The organism is Peribacillus sp. NPDC096447 (genome assembly GCF_044762725.1).
GTDB lineage: Bacteria > Bacillota > Bacilli > Bacillales > DSM-1321 > Peribacillus.
This window is the reverse complement of the sequence record NZ_JBIWEV010000002.1, coordinates 758,091-775,245: the sequence shown is the minus strand read 5'-3', so window position 1 is coordinate 775,245 and position 17,155 is coordinate 758,091. Positions and strand designations below refer to the sequence as shown.

The 17,155-nt window shown below is 40.5% G+C and carries 16 protein-coding genes; 6 read left to right on the top strand and 10 right to left on the bottom strand.

The window, feature by feature from the left end; translation table 11 throughout:
• Positions 1 to 17: 17 nt before the first annotated feature.
• On the bottom strand, positions 18 to 1,583 hold the full coding sequence (locus ACIQZD_RS10725) for an MDR family MFS transporter (RefSeq protein WP_402901742.1): 1,566 nt from the start codon (positions 1,581 to 1,583) through the stop codon (positions 18 to 20).
• A 286-nt stretch (positions 1,584 to 1,869) separates the two neighbouring features.
• On the opposite strand from ACIQZD_RS10725, the gene proC reads away from it, so the two are divergent.
• Positions 1,870 to 2,676 (top strand): pyrroline-5-carboxylate reductase, encoded by an 807-nt coding sequence (proC, locus tag ACIQZD_RS10720; RefSeq protein ID WP_402901739.1) that lies wholly within the window; start codon positions 1,870 to 1,872, stop codon positions 2,674 to 2,676.
• Positions 2,677 to 2,759: 83 nt separating this feature from the next.
• Positions 2,760 to 4,127, top strand: coding sequence for an FAD-binding oxidoreductase (locus tag ACIQZD_RS10715; protein WP_402901735.1), 1,368 nt, complete (start codon positions 2,760 to 2,762; stop codon positions 4,125 to 4,127).
• Between the two features lie 226 nt (positions 4,128 to 4,353).
• On the opposite strand, the gene ald is transcribed toward ACIQZD_RS10715, so the two are convergent.
• From ald to ACIQZD_RS10685, 6 genes are all read right to left on the bottom strand, one after another.
• Positions 4,354 to 5,487, bottom strand: a complete 1,134-nt coding sequence (gene ald / locus ACIQZD_RS10710; protein ID WP_053533925.1) for an alanine dehydrogenase — start codon at positions 5,485 to 5,487, stop codon at positions 4,354 to 4,356.
• Between the two features lie 170 nt (positions 5,488 to 5,657).
• A complete protein-coding gene (locus tag ACIQZD_RS10705; protein ID WP_402901728.1) occupies positions 5,658 to 6,479 on the bottom strand; it encodes an EcsC family protein in 822 nt (273 codons plus the stop codon).
• Between the two features lie 49 nt (positions 6,480 to 6,528).
• The gene (locus tag ACIQZD_RS10700) at positions 6,529 to 7,785 is read right to left on the bottom strand and encodes a PucR family transcriptional regulator (protein ID WP_241663382.1); all 1,257 of its coding nucleotides are present in this window, start codon (positions 7,783 to 7,785) and stop codon (positions 6,529 to 6,531) included.
• Positions 7,786 to 7,913: 128 nt separating this feature from the next.
• On the bottom strand, positions 7,914 to 8,912 hold the full coding sequence (locus tag ACIQZD_RS10695) for an inorganic phosphate transporter (RefSeq protein WP_402901724.1): 999 nt from the start codon (positions 8,910 to 8,912) through the stop codon (positions 7,914 to 7,916).
• A gap of 15 nt (positions 8,913 to 8,927) precedes the next feature.
• Positions 8,928 to 9,548 carry a DUF47 domain-containing protein gene (locus ACIQZD_RS10690; RefSeq protein ID WP_350301535.1) on the bottom strand — a complete coding sequence of 207 codons (621 nt, stop codon included), beginning with the start codon at positions 9,546 to 9,548 and terminating at the stop codon, positions 8,928 to 8,930.
• A 239-nt stretch (positions 9,549 to 9,787) separates the two neighbouring features.
• The gene (locus ACIQZD_RS10685) at positions 9,788 to 10,786 is read right to left on the bottom strand and encodes an inorganic phosphate transporter (protein ID WP_101224326.1); all 999 of its coding nucleotides are present in this window, start codon (positions 10,784 to 10,786) and stop codon (positions 9,788 to 9,790) included.
• 383 nt (positions 10,787 to 11,169) lie between these two features.
• Between ACIQZD_RS10685 and ACIQZD_RS10680 the strand changes: the two genes are divergently transcribed.
• Together ACIQZD_RS10680 and ACIQZD_RS10675 are read left to right on the top strand one after the other, a co-directional pair.
• The gene (locus tag ACIQZD_RS10680; RefSeq protein WP_402901720.1) at positions 11,170 to 12,000 is read left to right on the top strand and encodes an aldo/keto reductase; all 831 of its coding nucleotides are present in this window, start codon (positions 11,170 to 11,172) and stop codon (positions 11,998 to 12,000) included.
• A 472-nt stretch (positions 12,001 to 12,472) separates the two neighbouring features.
• Positions 12,473 to 12,727, top strand: coding sequence for a GlsB/YeaQ/YmgE family stress response membrane protein (locus tag ACIQZD_RS10675; RefSeq protein WP_170946860.1), 255 nt, complete (start codon positions 12,473 to 12,475; stop codon positions 12,725 to 12,727).
• 75 nt (positions 12,728 to 12,802) lie between these two features.
• On the opposite strand, the gene ACIQZD_RS10670 is transcribed toward ACIQZD_RS10675, so the two are convergent.
• Complete coding sequence (locus ACIQZD_RS10670; protein WP_402901717.1) at positions 12,803 to 13,714, bottom strand: RluA family pseudouridine synthase; 912 nt, start codon at positions 13,712 to 13,714, stop codon at positions 12,803 to 12,805.
• Positions 13,715 to 13,946: 232 nt separating this feature from the next.
• Here ACIQZD_RS10670 and ACIQZD_RS10665 point away from each other — a divergent pair, with 232 nt between their 5' ends.
• A complete protein-coding gene (locus tag ACIQZD_RS10665; RefSeq protein ID WP_402901714.1) occupies positions 13,947 to 14,360 on the top strand; it encodes a DUF5365 family protein in 414 nt (137 codons plus the stop codon).
• A gap of 68 nt (positions 14,361 to 14,428) precedes the next feature.
• On the opposite strand, the gene ACIQZD_RS10660 is transcribed toward ACIQZD_RS10665, so the two are convergent.
• Entirely contained in the window at positions 14,429 to 14,899 is a 471-nt protein-coding gene (locus tag ACIQZD_RS10660) for a thioredoxin family protein (RefSeq protein ID WP_402901711.1), read from the bottom strand.
• The gene (locus ACIQZD_RS10655; protein ID WP_402901708.1) at positions 14,899 to 15,336 is read right to left on the bottom strand and encodes a disulfide oxidoreductase; all 438 of its coding nucleotides are present in this window, start codon (positions 15,334 to 15,336) and stop codon (positions 14,899 to 14,901) included. The genes ACIQZD_RS10660 and ACIQZD_RS10655 overlap by 1 nt, the downstream gene beginning before the upstream one ends.
• Before the next feature lie 190 nt (positions 15,337 to 15,526).
• On the opposite strand from ACIQZD_RS10655, the gene ACIQZD_RS10650 reads away from it, so the two are divergent.
• A complete protein-coding gene (locus ACIQZD_RS10650; RefSeq protein WP_350301542.1) occupies positions 15,527 to 17,074 on the top strand; it encodes a GNAT family N-acetyltransferase in 1,548 nt (515 codons plus the stop codon).
• The last annotated feature ends 81 nt before the right edge of the window (positions 17,075 to 17,155 follow it).

Sequence of the window (17,155 nt, the reverse complement as noted above, 5' to 3'; positions counted from 1 at the left end):
CGGTCCCGAGCATTTTTTTAGCTTAATTCCTTTTCCGTTTCTTGATCTTTTTTGATTCGGCCCGAACCCACGGAAAGTGCCACTAATATCCCCGCGGAAACAAAAAAGATACCGGTGATGAAAACACTTGAGAATGCATCGATCCAAGCATTTTCAATCGTTTTTACAAGGACAGTGCTGACTTCTGCGGGCATTTTAAGGTTTTCAGGATAAAGCATGATGTTGAATAACGCATCCGTTTTATCGGCTAATGCTTTCAGTGCCTCATGCAAAATAGGGTCCTTTTGACTTACGACCGCATCATCCATATTTTGCTGGAGATTGTGATTCATGACAGCATTCAAAATCGTGATGCCCATCGTTCCTCCTATTGATCGGAAGAATGTCGAAGCCGCTGTAACCGACCCTAGCTGCGATTTTGGAAATTCGTTTTGAACGGCAATCATCAATGTCGGCATGACAAGACCCATACCTATCCCAAGGATGGCCATGAATGAGTACGCAGTGAATATAGTCGTACTGCCGTCCATCATGCTCATTAGGAAAAAGCCAAGCGTCGCAAAGACCATTCCAAAGGTAAGCACGGTACGAAAACGGAATTTCAACAGTAACCGCCCGCCAATGATGCTGGAAAGAATCATACCGATCATCATCGGAGTCATGGTCGACCCCGCTTTTGTTGGTGAAACTCCCAATACGCCTTGCATGAACAGCGGGACGAACATGATTGCCCCGAACATGCCAAGGCCAAGCAAGAATCCCAAAATATTCGTGGTGGAAAAAACTCTATTTTTAAAAAGGGATAAATCAAGGATCGGTTCGACCGCTCTTCTTTCAAAAAAGATGAATAGGGCAATGAAGACAATGGTGCTGCCGAAAATCAACAGAGATTCTAATGATAACCATTCGAATTTATCACCACCGAAGGTCAAGCCAAGCAGTAACAGGACAATACCAGGAATCAAGGTGAAAATCCCTAGATAATCAATATTCACTTTCCCTGTTTTCCTTATCGCTTCATTTTTCAATCCTACATAAATCAAAATGGCAGATAGTAAGCCCGTCGGTACATTGATCAAAAAGATCCAATGCCAGCTGATATGGTCAACGATCAGGCCTCCCAGGAAAGGGCCGATGACAGAACTTAAACCAAAAAGGGCTCCGAATACACCCTGCCATTTGGCTCTTTGTTCCGCAGAGAATATATCTCCGATTATCGTTTGGGATAAAGGCATGATCATCCCGCCGCCGATTCCCTGCAGACCCCTGTAGATGATCAATTGCTCCATCGAAGTGGCTGTGGCACATAAAAACGAACCGATCGTAAATATGATCGTGCCAAGCAGATAAAGGGAACGTCTGCCATATAAATCAGATAGCTTTCCAACAATGGGTACAACAGTCGTTGAGGCTATTAAATAGGCAGTCGTTACCCATGCAAAGATGGTAAAACCATTCAATTCCCCGATAATTGTCGGCATGGCCGTACCGACGATCGTCTGTTCCAATGAACTGAAAAACATTCCAATGATCAATCCTGTTAAGACAAGCTTGGTATTGACCGCCTTTTTTTCCATTTGCATAGCATTTCTCCATTCCTATAACTGTATTCCTTATTTGTTTGTGACTAATAGGTCAAAATTATAAATCTCTAATGACCATTTAGTCAATATTTATTTTTTTGCAAAAAAAATTCAATTTCATGACTATAATGCGTAAAGGTGGATTTAAAGATACATCCATATACTTAAGTAATTCGACCAGAAACCACCAAATCCTTCCTTTTTAATATCTCCAACGTGTTTCCATTTATCATATCCGATATAATAAGAAGGAATATAGATGAACTTATGATTGGAAGTGTAAGATATGAATAAAAAAATAGGGTTTATTGGATGCGGCAAAATGGGAGAGGCAATGCTTGAGGGCATGCTGCTTGCAGAGGTCATTTCACCTGAAGGGATCATGGTCAGTACTGCGAGTGTGGAGACCAAAACTAAAATCACCACGAAATATAAGGTTAAAGGTACTTTGGATAATAAAGAGGTTGCCGGTTTTGCCGATTTTCTCTTTCTAGGAATCCAACCTGCCATGCATAAGCAAGTGCTTGAAGAAGTGAATAATCATGTTAAAGAAGACGCTGTGATCATTACTATGGCAGCAGGGATCACTGTATCACTAGTTGAGAACAGCTTCGGAAAAAGAGTGAAAGTTGTCCGGACGATGCCAAACACTCCTTCGCTTGTCGGTGAAGGCATGACTGCCATGAGCATTAATGATCAAATTACCGATGCTGATATAGAGGATGTGACTGCACTGCTGAATAGTTTCGGTAAAACGGAAATCGTGCATGAAGAATTGATGGACGCAGTACCGGCCATCAGCGGTTCGTCGCCTGCTTATGTATATATGTTCATCGAGGCGCTGGCTGATGGAGGGGTCCGTGACGGCATTCCACGAAAACAAGCATACCGAATGGCAGCACAAGCTGTAATGGGAGCTGCTAAAATGGTACTGGAAACGGAAAGACATCCTGCTGCTTTAAAGGATGATGTCTGCACGCCGGGCGGTTCAACGATAGCTGCCGTAGCGTCTTTAGAAGAAAATCAGCTAAGATCCAGCATTTTGCAAGCAATGAAGGCCTGCACGGATAAAACGAAAGGTTTCAGTAAATGAAGAAAGATGAATTGCCTATTAGCGGGCAATCCCGTCCGTTTGCCATTTTCAGAATGTTTGGTGAAAAAAGAGGAGGCTGCATAATGAATGGTTATATAGAAGAATTAAGGAAGATATTGACGGAAGAACAGGTAACGGTGAATGAAACATTATTGGAGCAGCACAGCCATGATGAATCATATCACACTCCGCACCTACCGGATATGGTCATATATCCAAGGGATGCTGCGGAAGTAAGCGCAGTCATGCGTTATGCGAATGAGCATGAAATACCGGTCATTCCTTTTGGATTAGGATCAAGTTTGGAGGGGCATGTCGTTCCAGTCAAAGGGGGCATTTCCCTGGATTTGTCCTTGATGAATCGAATATTGGAAATCAGGGAAAATGATTTCCTTGTGAAGGTCCAACCAGGTGTGACTAGGACACAGCTCAATAAAGAATTAAAAAAATACGGTTTGTTCTTTTCCGTCGACCCTGGTGCCGATGCTACATTGGGGGGAATGGCAGCTACGAATGCAAGTGGGACGACCTCGGTCAAATATGGGATAATGCGCGATCAAGTCAGGGATTTGGAAATAGTTTTAGCAAACGGTGAAGTGATTCATTCCGGAAGCTTAGCGACAAAATCATCTTCAGGCATTCATTTGAATGGCTTGTTTGTCGGCTCTGAAGGTACGCTGGGTGTATTTACTGAACTGACATTAAAGGTATATGGCATTCCTGAAGTCACAATGGCCGGGAGAGCCTCATTTCCAACCGTCGAACAGGCAGTATCTGCGGTAAATGGGATCATGCTTGCTGGTATTCCGATTGCACGAATTGAATTGGTTGATGCCGAGTCCATAAAAAAAGTTAATCAATTCATGGACAAATCCTATGAAGTCAAACCAACTTTATTCCTCGAGTTTCATGGGAATTTTGCCGGACTGGAACAGGACGTCAAATTTGCCAAGGAAATCGTAAGTGATTTTGGCTGTGGGGATATCCAGTTTGAAACCGATTCAAAAGCACGGAATGCCTTATGGGAAGCGCGCCATAATCTCGCGTACGCATTCATTCACAGCGCCCCGGGGAAGAAGCTGATGGTGACCGACGTTAGTGTGCCCCTTCATGAATTATCGAATGCCATACTGGATACAAGGAAGAAAGTCGAACAATCCAAAGTGGAGGGGGAGATTGTAGGGCATGTTGGTGACGGGAATTATCACGTATTGTTCATGATCGATCTGAAAAATCCTGAAGAAGTTAAAGAAGCGAAGAGGTTAAATGAAGAAATCGTCGAATATGCATTAACCAGAGGCGGTACATGTACGGGTGAACATGGGGTGGGACTTGGAAAATCGAAGTATCAGCGAAGGGAGCATGGAGGAGCTTACGAAGTGATGAAAACGATCAAACAGGCATTGGATCCGAAAGGAATAATGAATCCTGGGAAAATCTTTATAGATTAAGAGGAATATACTATTTTGTTAGATTAATAACATCAACCGGGGAAAGGGCAGACTTGATTATGTAGTGGCCGATGTTTTATACCCGGAAAAATCGCCCGTCCGAGCACAAAACTTGTGTGAGATAATCCGGCCTGATCCGGATATTGTATGAAGACATACAGCTTCATCGAGGTTCTCGTCCAAAAAAAATAAGACTCCAGACAAGATTCTGGAGTCTTATTTTTTATTAAGCGTTAATGTTATTTGGGTTTAAGGCGTTTTCAACACTTACGTAGTTGTAGCCAAGGTCTGTGGCAACTGCTTCGAACGTGATTTCACCGTTCGCAACATTGACGCCTTTTGCAAGGGCATCATTTTCAAGGATTGCTTTGATGGCGCCTTTGTTTGCAATTTGAAGTGCAAATGGTACTGTTACGTTAGTTAAAGCAACTGTAGAAGTTTGAGGCACTGCTCCTGGCATATTCGCCACTGCATAATGCACTACTCCATGTTTAACATAAGTAGGGTTATCATGTGTTGTTATGTGGTCGACCGTTTCAAAGATACCGCCTTGGTCGATTGCAACATCGACAATGACTGAACCTGGAGACATCGATTTAACCATTTCTTCAGTAACGAGCTTAGGAGCTTTAGCACCTGGAATCAATACAGCACCGATAACCAAATCGGCATCTTTGACTGCTTCTGCAATATTATAAGGGTTGGAGATGAGTGTAGTCAGTTCATTTCCGAAAATATCATCAAGTTGACGAAGGCGGTCTGGGCTTAAGTCAAGAATGGTAACATCTGCGCCTAATCCAATAGCGATTTTAGCAGCATTCGTTCCAACCATGCCTCCGCCGATAACAGCGACTTTACCGCGTTTAACTCCAGGAACTCCGCTTAAGAGTATTCCTTTACCGCCGTTATTTTTTTCAAGGAACTGAGCACCGATTTGTGCAGCCATGCGTCCTGCAACTTCACTCATTGGTGTCAATAAAGGAAGTGTGCGGTTTACTGCAACCGTTTCATAAGCAATGGCCAAGACACCGCTTTCTTTTAGTGCCTGAGCTAGTGCCGGTTCTGCCGCAAGATGTAAATAGGTGAAAAGGATTAAATCTTTTCGGAAATATTTATATTCAGATGAGATAGGTTCTTTTACTTTCATGATCATTTCTGTGCTTGCCCAAACGCTAGCAGCGTCCTCGACTATAACAGCACCAGCTTCTTGATATGCTTCATTTGTAAAACTGCTTCCTAGACCTGCGTTCATTTCGATTAATACTTCATGTCCTGCATTGACTAATGCTACGACCCCAGCTGGAGTGATAGCTACACGATTTTCATTGTTTTTAATCTCTTTTGGAATTCCTATTCTCATCTTAATCCCTCCAATAATATGTTTTACTATTTGTATCACAAGTATAGTTGGAAAAAGAAACAGTTAGTATGTGGAAATCAGAAAAATGAAAAAGGTGTATTTGTGGAATTCCACAAACGCAGTTTCAAAAAACATGGACTTGCAGGATCAAAACCCAATTAAAGCTGAATTCAATTCTTTGCGATTGGTTCTTGAATGCGCTCTAGAATCCTTCTTTTCTTATAAAGCATGATTCCCGTATCGGCTATATCGGCAATCATGGAACGATTTGTAAGGGCGCCAAATATTATTCCGGCAACAGGAACCATTTGCAAAAGCTTTTTCCAGCCAAACTGATCACGGTATGTATAAACGACTTCTCGCCATCCTTGCAGTTCTGATGCTATTTCCCTTTTTGATTGGGAATCAGTCTGGGGCATTTTCGACAATTCATTTAATAGAGCCTTTTTGCCAACAACATCCGATGTTGTGAATTGCAGGCATTTGACGATGAATATACGTTCTTGGCGGTCCCTAGGATTGAATCCATATGTGATGGCGATATCCTGAAGGGTTTTGATCGACATGCCGAGAAGAAGGGGGATGTCGATGGCCAAGGTGAAGATTCCGCCAATCCCGGTAGTGGCACCTTGAACCGTTGCCAATTTGCTGCCTGAATTTTTAATATCCTGACTCACGCTATCCATGATATGGAGGGGTACGCTTGAAACATCTTCCAGGGCAGTAATATTCAACTCGGGATTCTTGGCTTGCAGCTGATTTAGAATATGAGCTTCTTTCGTTAAATATTTTCCGCCATTCTGAATGTAGCTGCCGATTTCATCAAGCATGACACCCAATTTTTTCTGAATGAAATCCGGTGTCAACTTATCCAATAGCTTGAAGGGGATCCGCCCTATCCGTTCCCAAAACCACAGTCCTTTCTGATCCTTCTCCCATTTATCTATGATTGCTAATTCTTTTTCAAGTTCTTCTTTTGTTTCAAATTTCATAAGATCAACCTTTCCACACTTCTAGTATTCCATATCAGGGAATATATCATTAATTTTTCTTGAAGAATTCATCATATTGATTAAGTTTAATGTTAAGAAAGAGGGACATTTTTTGAATCGGGTCTTTTAACCGGATATTTCCCACTTCCGAGATCCTTTTTAATCGGTAATTCAATGTATTCACATGGATATGAAGGTTTCTTGAAGCTTCGTTTGGGTTGCAGTCTTTCTCTAGATAGACAGTTAGTGTTTGCAGCAATTCCGTCTGATTTTTCATGTCGTATGCTTTTAGCTTAAGGATGGAAGGATGAACACGACGCTGTTTGTTGCTTGCGAGTGATTCAATCATTTGAAACATGCCAAGTTCTTCATAATGTAAAATGAGTTTCATGTCATCAGGGAATATATTCTTCATTTTTAGGGTGTATTGAGCTTCTTCGTAACTTGATTTAACGTCCATTAAGTTTTTATACATATTGCCAGCCGTTCCAAGGATATGTTCAACACCGAAACGCCGTTTCATCTCCAGAATGAAAAAAGGAATGAACTCATAAATGGATGAAGTGAAAGAAGGGCTGTTTTCCTGGTTGGCTCCCGCGAAAAGAATGAGTTTGTTATGGTCAATGGCAAATAAGGAACTGTTTATCTTTTGAGTGGTCGTTAACATGTATGAAATGTAGCGCTCCACTTCGCGATTGATTTCTTTAGGAAATTCAAATACCAATATGGAAAAAACAACTGGAACATGGATGGAGAATTTCTTATAATTTTCAATTATTTCCGATTCTTCTTGGTAATGCCCGGTCAACATGCGCCAAAGGAACTCTTGATGACCGGCTTCTTTCCTTTTCTTTTTCAATTGCAATTGCTGTAACTGGTTCTTCGCTTCCTTGGCAGCGAATTGCAGAAATTTCATATCTTCTTCGGAGAAAGGTTCATTTACTTCCAAAGCCCAAATGAAACCAAGTACTTCATTATTTTTTCGGATGGAAACCGCAACCCTGTTACCGAGCCCGACATCATTGATGGCCCCAATTTTAATGGGGGCATCTTCTTTCAACAACGCGGGGATGAAGCCATCTTTCCATAAACTGTTGATGACCTTCTCAGGGACACGTCTTCCGATTATGGTCATGATACGAGCCTGATCCGTAGTATCATCGTGTGTGCTATAAGCAAGTAAGCGATGGTTACCGTCCTCGATTGTAATGGGGCAACCTAAAACAGAACTGATTCTATCGGCAAACTCCATCATATCTCCATAAAGGTCTTTAAAAATATCTCTATTTTTTTCGAATTCCTTCATTTTTATTTTGCCCCTCGCTAAAAAAATTCCTTCTCCTTGAATTTTAAACGATTTCCTATTAATAAGCATAGATAAATCCTTTGTAAAACAGAAAATCCCTACCGATGGAAACCGGAAGGGATTTTATTTTAGAATAGGAAGTTAATTAAAAGATAAAGCAAACCAGCTAATGTTGCCGAGATGGGAATGGTAATGAACCAAGTGATGATCATTCTTTTTGCCGTTCCCCATTTTACGCCCTTGACACGATGCGCAGATCCAACACCAAGGATTGAAGACGAAATAACATGGGTTGTACTGACTGGCATGTGTATTACAGTCGCGCCGAAAATGATAAGGGCTCCGGTTAAATCCGCTGCAACACCATTGACCGGGCGGATTTTCATGATTTTGCCGCCAACGGTCTTAATGATTTTCCATCCGCCGACGGAAGTTCCAAGTCCCATTGCGAGCGCACAGGAGAACTGAACCCAGAAAGCGATATCGGTACTTGATGCATAACCATTTGCAATAAGGGCCATCGTGATGATACCCATCGCTTTTTGTGCGTCGTTCGTTCCGTGGGTATACGATTGAAGTGCTGCAGTAGCAATCTGTATAGTCCGGAATTTTTGGTTCGTTTTTGTCAGGTTATTGTTTTTAAAGACAACTTTAAAGATGCTGTATACGATAAACCCGATTGCAAAAGCAATTAGCGGGGAGAAGATCAAAGCTTGAAGAATTTTCATGAATCCTCCCCAGTTAAGTCCAGCGAATCCTGCTGCAGCAATGGCTGCACCAGCAATCGAACCAATCAATGCATGGGAGGAACTGCTTGGTATTCCGTAATACCAAGTTAGAAGGTTCCATATGATAGCGGCAAGTAGAGCAGCCATAATTACATATGAACCATTCGGAAGCGTGAACGGATCCACGATATCCTTCGTTATGGTCTTCGCCACTCCAGTAAATGTCATGGCTCCGACGAAATTCATGACGGCTGCCATGATGATGGCATGCCTAGGCTTCAAGGCCTTTGTTGAAACAGCAGTCGCTATTGCATTGGCTGTATCATGAAAACCATTGATGAAGTCAAATGCTAAAGCAAAGAAAACGATTAATATTGTTATAATTAATAAAGTATCCATTTATTGGGGTACTCCTTAGGCGTTTTTCATTATGATTGTTTCAAGTGTATTGGCCACCGCTTGACAGTGATCTGCGATCTCTTCAAGGCTTTCGTAAATTTCTTTATATTGAATGATCCTGATTGGATCTTTTTCAACAGTAAACAAGTTTTTGATTGATTGACGTTGGATTCCGTCACAAACGGATTCAAGATCTTTAATTTTTATTGCATGTTCACGAATCATTGGCAATTTTTTAGTGGATAGTGTATCGACAGCATTTTCAATCTCATACGTACACTGTTTGATTGCATCCACAAACTTAAGCATATACTCATCTGCATTGACAATTGAGTACATTTCGAATAATGCCGCACAGTGTTCCAAACCGTCTATGACATCATCCATTCTCATAGTTAATTCAAGGATATCCTCCCGTTCGATAGGAGTGATGAAAGCATTGTTCAGCTCTTTGATCACATTATGAACCATTGAATCGCCTTTATGCTCAAAGTCTTTCATCGTATCTGAAAATACTTTGAGATCGGAGATGTTCTTGAGTTTATAATCCGCGAAATAGTCAGCACCTTCTTTAAGGTTTTGAGCGATGTTAAAAAGCATTACCGCGAATTTGTCTTTTTTTGATTTAAAAGCCATGTTAAAGCCTCCCAATTAGTCATGCAAATTTACGCACTTTAGTCGTACGCTTAGTATTAACAAATTGATTGTAACGAATTCATGTAGTATCCGGGAAGGTTTTTCGACGAAAATTTACAAAATCTTAATAAAACTTTACATAAAAAAACAAGGAAAATTAAAAAAAGGGAAAAACCCTGCATTTATAAGGGGTATTTGTAAAAAAAAAAAGCCTTTCCGATATGGAAAGGCAAAAGGTTCTATAAAAATAAAGCAATCAAATAGTAAATTATTCCAGATAAGGAAGCAGAAATTGGCAATGTAATGAACCAAGTGACTAACATGTTTTTTGCGGTTCCCCATTTTACCCCTTTGATGCGGTGTGCAGAACCGACCCCAAGTATTGAAGAAGAAATGACATGAGTCGTGCTGACCGGCATATGCAGGAAGGTTGCACCGAAAATGATCGCTGCTCCAGTCATATCGGCAGCAACGCCATTAACCGGACGGATTTTCATGATTTTACCGCCAACCGTTTTGATGATCTTCCAACCTCCGATAGATGTACCAAGCGCCATGGCAATTGCGCAGGATAATTGTACCCAGAAAGGAACCTCAGAGGTAGAGGCATATCCGTTAGCGATCAAAGCCATCGTGATGATACCCATGGATTTTTGAGCATCATTCGTTCCATGTGTATAAGACTGGATGGCAGCCGTGAGAATTTGTATTCTCCTGAATCGCTTATTGGTTTTTCCTAAATTATTATTTTTGAATACTACCTTGAAGATACTGTATACAATGAATCCAAGCGTAAAGGCAAGGATGGGAGATAGAATCAATGCTTGTACAATTTTAGTGAATCCACTCCATTTAATCGCATCGAATCCACTAGCCACGATGGCAGCTCCCGCTATTGAACCAATGATCGCATGGGAGGAACTGCTTGGAATGCCAAAATACCAGGTGATTAAATTCCATATTATGGCCGAAATTAGTGCAGCAAGGATTACATAAGAACCATTGTTCAATGTGAAAGGATCTACGATATCCTTCGTTATGGTATGCGCAACACCGGTAAAGGTCAGTGCTCCTAATAAATTCATGACCGCAGCCATGATGATTGCATGACGTGGTTTAAGCGCCTTGGTTGATACTGCTGTAGCGATGGCGTTAGCCGTATCATGGAAACCATTGATAAAGTCAAAGACCAAAGCAAAAATAATAATTAGCACTGTTAAGATGAGTATGCTATTCATACATGGAGGACTCCCTTGATTTCAAGTGTAAAGTGTAAATGGATTTTGGCCAATGAATGAGCGCAAAACAGTTTGCAACTCCTCAATATGTAGAATGGGAGTTTTACGTTTGATTATTCTTTAAAAGCTGACACCTTCTTTTTTACTTGGTTTTAAATCGAACTATTCAATTGTAACGAATTTCATATCTATAAGGATAGATGTTTCGTCATTTTTTTACAAAATATTTAACTTAGTGAATGATTAAAAAGATAAAATGTTTCCTTTTATATATATAAATGGGTACGTTTCGTTTAAGGATCTATAAATCCCGAGGCTTATGGTTAGAAATAGAAGATGGAGGGATGTATAATTGGTAAATAAAAGTAAGGGGGAATGATGGAATGATTTCAAACATTGGGGAAACGATCACCTTACATAATGGAGTTAAAATGCCACAGTTGGGTTTTGGTGTATTTAAAGTGAAAAACGGCAATGAAACGGTTGAGTCTGTCAAGAAAGCGATCGAAGTTGGATATCGTGCGATCGATACGGCGGCCATTTATGAAAATGAAGAAGGTGTTGGTCAGGCGATTCGTGAATGCGGCGTGCCTCGTGAAGAATTGTTCATTACATCTAAAGTGTGGAATACAGAGCAAGGATACGAAACGACGCTCCAGGCATTTGATGATAGTTTAAATCGCCTTGGCTTGGAATACTTGGATTTATACTTGATCCACTGGCCGGGACAAGATAAATATCTGGAAACCTGGAGGGCTTTGGAAAAGCTTTATAAGGATGGAAAGGTAAAATCAATCGGTGTAAGTAATTTCCATGTTCATCATTTGGAAAATTTACTTGCAAACAGTGAAGTGAAGCCGGTCGTCAATCAAATTGAATTGCATCCACTTTTGACTCAAGTCGAAATTCGTGATTACTGTGCAAAACATGAAATAAAGGTTGAATCTTGGAGCCCGCTAGGCAGAGGGAACCTATTGGAAGAGCCGACAATTAATCATATAGCTAAGAAGCATGGGAAAAGTTCAGCGCAAGTGTTGATTAGATGGCATCTGCAACATGATCTAGTTGTAATACCTAAATCGATTACGCCGTCCCGTATCGAGGAAAATGCACAGGTATTTGACTTTTCATTAAGCCTGAATGAAATGAATCAAATAGATGCCTTGAACAAAAATGAACGGTTCGGCAGCAATCCCGATGAACTTTTGTTCTAAGAATGCTGCAAATAATAGAAGGGTGTCCCGATAATTGGGGCATCCTTTTTCTTTTTCCTTTATGAACATATTTGAGACAGTTACTGCTTATACTAACAATGTGACAAAGTTAAAGCCTATGGTATACCCGTTTAATATGTCTGATAATCCTGTTTTCGTTGCCAAATATTTTTTAAAAAAATTAGGTTTTAGATTATTTAAACGGGGAAAATAATGAGTACAGCGGCAAACAAAAAGAAAAAATTCACTAACATGAGGATTGTCCAATCAGTTACTCAAGGGCTATAGCTAGCTAACTCTACCCAATAACTAAAGCATTCACATTCATTAGATATCGTGCTAATCGGCATCATACCATTTGAATGTAAAGTTAAAATAACTGAAAAATGGCATGACAATATGGAAGTGATTTGATTTCTTGGAGTCTGCTGCAGAAATGAAAAAATAACTAATTTGAAGGAGGAAATATATTATGGGATTTTTATGGTCATTAATTATCGGAGGTATCATTGGTTGGTTAGCAGGTATGATCGTTGGACGTGACGTACCATTTGGAATTATCGGTAACATTATCGCTGGTTTTGTTGGTGCATGGTTAGGTTCATTAATTCTTGGGAACTGGGGACCTTCAGTAGCAGATTTCGCTATAATTCCAGCATTGATTGGTGCAATCGTATTTGTCTTCATCTTAAGCCTTATCTTAAAAGGCATGAGAAAAGCTTCATAAATAAAAAAATAAAGCTGGCCCAAGTGGCCAGCTATTTTTTATGCCACCGTCCGAAATGGAACGGTGTTTTTTTGTTTAAATGGTGACATCGAATATTTCAGGTTCATCAATGAAAGGAGCTTTAACGATCATTTTTTCTTCTGAAATGGGATGGGTGAATTCAATTTTCCTTGCATGAAGGGCTTGACGTGGAAATGTCCTTTTTCCGCCATATAAGGTATCTCCGGCCAAGGGGTGGTTCAAATGACTGAAATGCACCCTGATCTGATGGGTCCGGCCGCTTTCCAAGGTGCAGCTGACGAGCGTCAAGTTTTTCTTTTGATCGCGGTTGAGCACCCGATAGTGGGTGACTGCCGTCTGGCCTGTAGGGGAAACCCTTCTTCTCGTGGCATGGTGGCGGTCGCGGCCAATTTTTTCTTTGATTTCGCCTTCATCCTTTTTTATATTTCCTTCGACTAAAGCTAGGTAAGTCCGCTTGATTTCCCTTTCTTCCAACATTCTATCCAGCATGGACCCAATGAGGCGGTTTTTGGCAAAAAGGACGGCACCGGTGGTATCTTTATCAAGCCTATGAATATGCTTGATCATACAGGTCTGGCCGGTACTTTGAAGATGGTGCGCGACACCATTGAGGAGGGAGTGTGCTTCACCCGGTTGAGAAGGATGGGTATCCATTCCAGCCGGTTTATTGGCTATCAACAACACATCATCTTCATATAAGATGGAAATTCCTAAGTCTGCCGCTTGAACTGTTTCATTATCAGCGTGATCCAATAAGGGGATGCTGATCGTATCTCCTTCATTAAAGATAGTTGACCATGCGACGGAATTCCCGTTCACTGTCACTTCTTTACTCATCCTCCATTCATGCACTAATTTCTTTGGGGCCTTCCAACGCTCCCTAAAAAGCTTTTCCAATGTTAATCCATTCCAACTTTGGAGAACATCAATTATTAAATGTTGGTTAGTTATTCTGAAATTTTCCAATAAAAACTCCTACTTTCGACTGCTTTGGTTTTGATTAAATGAAAAAAATATATAATAATTAAGAATTAGTCATGAAAAAGTAACCTTGGACCTATTGCTGGAATTTTCGTGGTGGAAATTACCACATATTTTTTACAATATTTATGTTATTCTAGTGGGAAAGAAATCGCTTGTCCTAGAATATACATATAATAGATAGGTCTAACGGATCTGAAAAAAGGTGGTTTTTTTAGTGAAGACGGTCTTTTCTTCAACGGAAGAACAAGAGCAAGAAATAGCGAGTCTCGTTACTCGTTTCTACGAATCTGTATTTCCAAAATACTTTACGGAAAGTGAAATCCTACATTTTCGCGAGATTGGCGTTTTAGAGCCCAATCAAAGTTCAGTTACTTACTTGGCAACATTAAGAGACGCATTTCAAGTAATGGCATGTCTTCAAGTCCTCATGTCGATATTAGACAAACAAAAGAGAGAAGATTTTATGGAACCTGAATCTGAAAAATTGTTCCAACATAACATCACTCTATTGAATGAATGCGGAATATTCTTCCCCTTTTATTATGACCATTTTTCAAGTATAAACCATGAAGCGAATAATGAGATGCAGATGATGGACATCCAGGTGGCTAATCAATATTTAGTATAAGGCAAAAAAAATGAGCCGGCTATAACGGGAGAAGCATTTCCGTTAGGGCCGGCTCATTTTTTCCATCCTTAATTAATATCGTGGTCCTTGAACCATTTCTCGAACGTTTCCTCATCATGATAGCCAACGATCCGTTCTTGTTCTTTGCCATTATTATAGTGAACGATGGTCGGAGTCTTTTTGATGCCATAATCGCTCCATCCTTGTTCAAACTCCAAAAGATTGTATTGAACTAGATCGATTCCCAGCTTTTCTGCCAAAGGAGCCACGATTGGAGTGGTTTTTTGACAATGCGGGCACTCAGGACTATAGAAGTAAACGGTCACATCTTCATTATCCTGGAGGTCCTGCTCCAATTCTTCCGGCAGGATCAAGTTTTGATAATTGGGGTCATCCAGCTGATCGACAGTAGCGGGTTTAAGCTTATCCTTACCGTACGGATTTCCTTTTGATTTTTCTTCTTTTTTCAAGTTTGTAAAAACGCCCAGCAGGACAAATATCGCGACGATTATCACTAAAAATATAGCCATTTTCTTCATTAAGCTGCAACCTCCTTGGATCTTGTCCATATGATGTAACTGCATATGAAAATAATGATGAATGCAGTCAAGGCTAGGAACGGGATGGTGATGAAACCAAATACGTTTATATATTGACCTGTACATGGAACCCTTCCGCATGCAAGGGTGTGGTCAGAAAAGAATGAAACCTTTTGTATCAAGTAATGGTACGTGGAAATGAATGCACCGATAGCGGATAATATCATCGTATAAAAGCTGATCCAATAATCTTTTCGAATGATTGCAATTCCTAAAATGATCGTAAAAGGATACATGATGATCCGCTGATACCAACAGAGCACACAAGGTTCATATTGCTTGATTTCAGAAAAATATAAGCTTCCAAACATAGCAATGATGGAAGCAGCCCAGGCTACAAATAATAAGTTTTCCACAGTGCGTTTTGTATTGTTCATGGTTCCTCTTCCCCATCTCTTTTTACTCTCATCAAAAGTATAGTATGTAAGGACCGCGTATGTAAAATATATATTCTTTTAACGGACATTCAGAATGTTTTTATTTGAAATCCATGGGTAGGTTCAGTTGTTTTAATTTTTGAATAAGGGGTATAATTCTTATGGAAGAGATTAAAGGAGTCTGAGGAAAATGCCTAATTTGGACCTGCATAAATATGAGAAAATAATGGAAATACGTAATATGAGGCTAGGAGACATAGATGAAATAATTGCTTTGCAGTCGAGTTGCTTTCCTGGAATGGTTCCGTGGAAGCGAGATCAGCTTGAGAGCCATCTGGCAATTTTTCCAGAGGGACAGTTTGTGGCTGAATATGATGGAAAAGTGATTGGCTCATGTTCCAGCCTCATTATTAATTTTGACGAATATGATGACCGCCATACATGGGATGATGTAACCGATAATGGATACATCACGAATCATAATCCGGACGGTTATAATTTATATGGAATCGAGGTCATGGTCCATCCTGAATTCCGAAGGATGAAAATTGGCCAAAGACTATATGATTCAAGGAAAGAACTTGTTGCCCATTTGAATTTAAAAAGCATCATTATCGGGGGAAGGATCCCCAATTACCATAAACATGCGGATGAACTGTTACCAAGGGAATACGTGAAAGAAGTGCAATTGCATAAAATATATGATCCGGTTCTTTCGTTCCAGCTTTTAAATGGGTTCACGCTTATGAGGATCAATCCGAATTACTTGCCGGATGATCTGCAATCGAATAAGTATGCTACGCTCATGGAGTGGAATAACGTCGATTATCAGCCAAAAACAAAACGGTATTATAAAACATCGGAACCGGTACGTATCTGCGTCGTGCAATACATGCTGCGTAAAATCGATTCATTCGAAGATTTCGCTAACCAAGTCGAATATTTCACCGATGTTGCTTCGGATGCCAATGCGGATTTCGCCGTGTTCCCGGAATTGTTCACCACCCAGCTGATGTCTTTCTTGAATGAAAGATCACCAAGCTTGGCTGTCCGGAAACTGTCGGATTTCACGGAGCAATACATTGAATTGTTTACCACGTTAGCTGTAAGGTATAACGTCAATATCATCGGCGGTTCCCATTTCGTTAAAGAAGATGATGACAATATCTATAATATCGCTTATTTATTCCGTCGTGATGGGACGATTGAAAAACAATATAAAATTCATATCACACCGAATGAAAGAAAATGGTGGGGTATTAACGCAGGTGACCGCGTTCGTGTCTTTGATACGGATTGTGGAAAAATCGCCATACAAATTTGTTATGATATTGAGTTTCCGGAACTCGCCCGGATCGCTACTGACATGGGAGCCAAAATCATATTCACACCATTTTGTACAGAAGACAGGCAAGGCTATCTGCGAGTTCGTTATTGTGCCCAGGCCCGTGCTGTGGAAAACCAAATTTACACCGTCATTTCCGGAACGGTCGGAAATCTTCCGCAAACGGAAAATATGGATATCCAATATGCCCAATCGGGAATCTTCTCTCCATCGGATTTCGAATTTGCGCGTGACGGCATAGTCGGTGAAACCAGCCCGAACCTTGAGATGGTCCTGATTGGCGATGTCGATTTGGAAATCTTAAGGCGGGAGCGTCAGTCTGGTACTGTAAAGCAATTGAAGGATCGCCGCCATGATATTTACCATCTGCATTACAAAGATGGCCAAAAATAAAGAGGTAAACGAGCTCGTGATGTGAAGAATGCTGGATTCGGTTCTTTTCATTACGAGCCTTTACTTCATTTATTGGAATAA

Bases quoted from the DNA above. Each gene is read 5' to 3' on its own strand.
- ACIQZD_RS10725 (WP_402901742.1), bottom strand. From the start codon at position 1,583: ATGCAAATGGAAAAAAAGGCGGTCAATACCAAGCTTGTCTTAACAGGA.
- proC (WP_402901739.1), top strand. From the start codon at position 1,870: ATGAATAAAAAAATAGGGTTTATTGGATGCGGCAAAATGGGAGAGGCA.
- ACIQZD_RS10715 (WP_402901735.1), top strand. From the start codon at position 2,760: ATGAATGGTTATATAGAAGAATTAAGGAAGATATTGACGGAAGAACAG.
- ald (WP_053533925.1), bottom strand. From the start codon at position 5,487: ATGAGAATAGGAATTCCAAAAGAGATTAAAAACAATGAAAATCGTGTA.
- ACIQZD_RS10705 (WP_402901728.1), bottom strand. From the start codon at position 6,479: ATGAAATTTGAAACAAAAGAAGAACTTGAAAAAGAATTAGCAATCATA.
- ACIQZD_RS10700 (WP_241663382.1), bottom strand. From the start codon at position 7,785: ATGAAGGAATTCGAAAAAAATAGAGATATTTTTAAAGACCTTTATGGA.
- ACIQZD_RS10695 (WP_402901724.1), bottom strand. From the start codon at position 8,912: ATGGATACTTTATTAATTATAACAATATTAATCGTTTTCTTTGCTTTA.
- ACIQZD_RS10690 (WP_350301535.1), bottom strand. From the start codon at position 9,548: ATGGCTTTTAAATCAAAAAAAGACAAATTCGCGGTAATGCTTTTTAAC.
- ACIQZD_RS10685 (WP_101224326.1), bottom strand. From the start codon at position 10,786: ATGAATAGCATACTCATCTTAACAGTGCTAATTATTATTTTTGCTTTG.
- ACIQZD_RS10680 (WP_402901720.1), top strand. From the start codon at position 11,170: ATGATTTCAAACATTGGGGAAACGATCACCTTACATAATGGAGTTAAA.
- ACIQZD_RS10675 (WP_170946860.1), top strand. From the start codon at position 12,473: ATGGGATTTTTATGGTCATTAATTATCGGAGGTATCATTGGTTGGTTA.
- ACIQZD_RS10660 (WP_402901711.1), bottom strand. From the start codon at position 14,899: ATGAAGAAAATGGCTATATTTTTAGTGATAATCGTCGCGATATTTGTC.
- ACIQZD_RS10655 (WP_402901708.1), bottom strand. From the start codon at position 15,336: ATGAACAATACAAAACGCACTGTGGAAAACTTATTATTTGTAGCCTGG.
- ACIQZD_RS10650 (WP_350301542.1), top strand. From the start codon at position 15,527: ATGCCTAATTTGGACCTGCATAAATATGAGAAAATAATGGAAATACGT.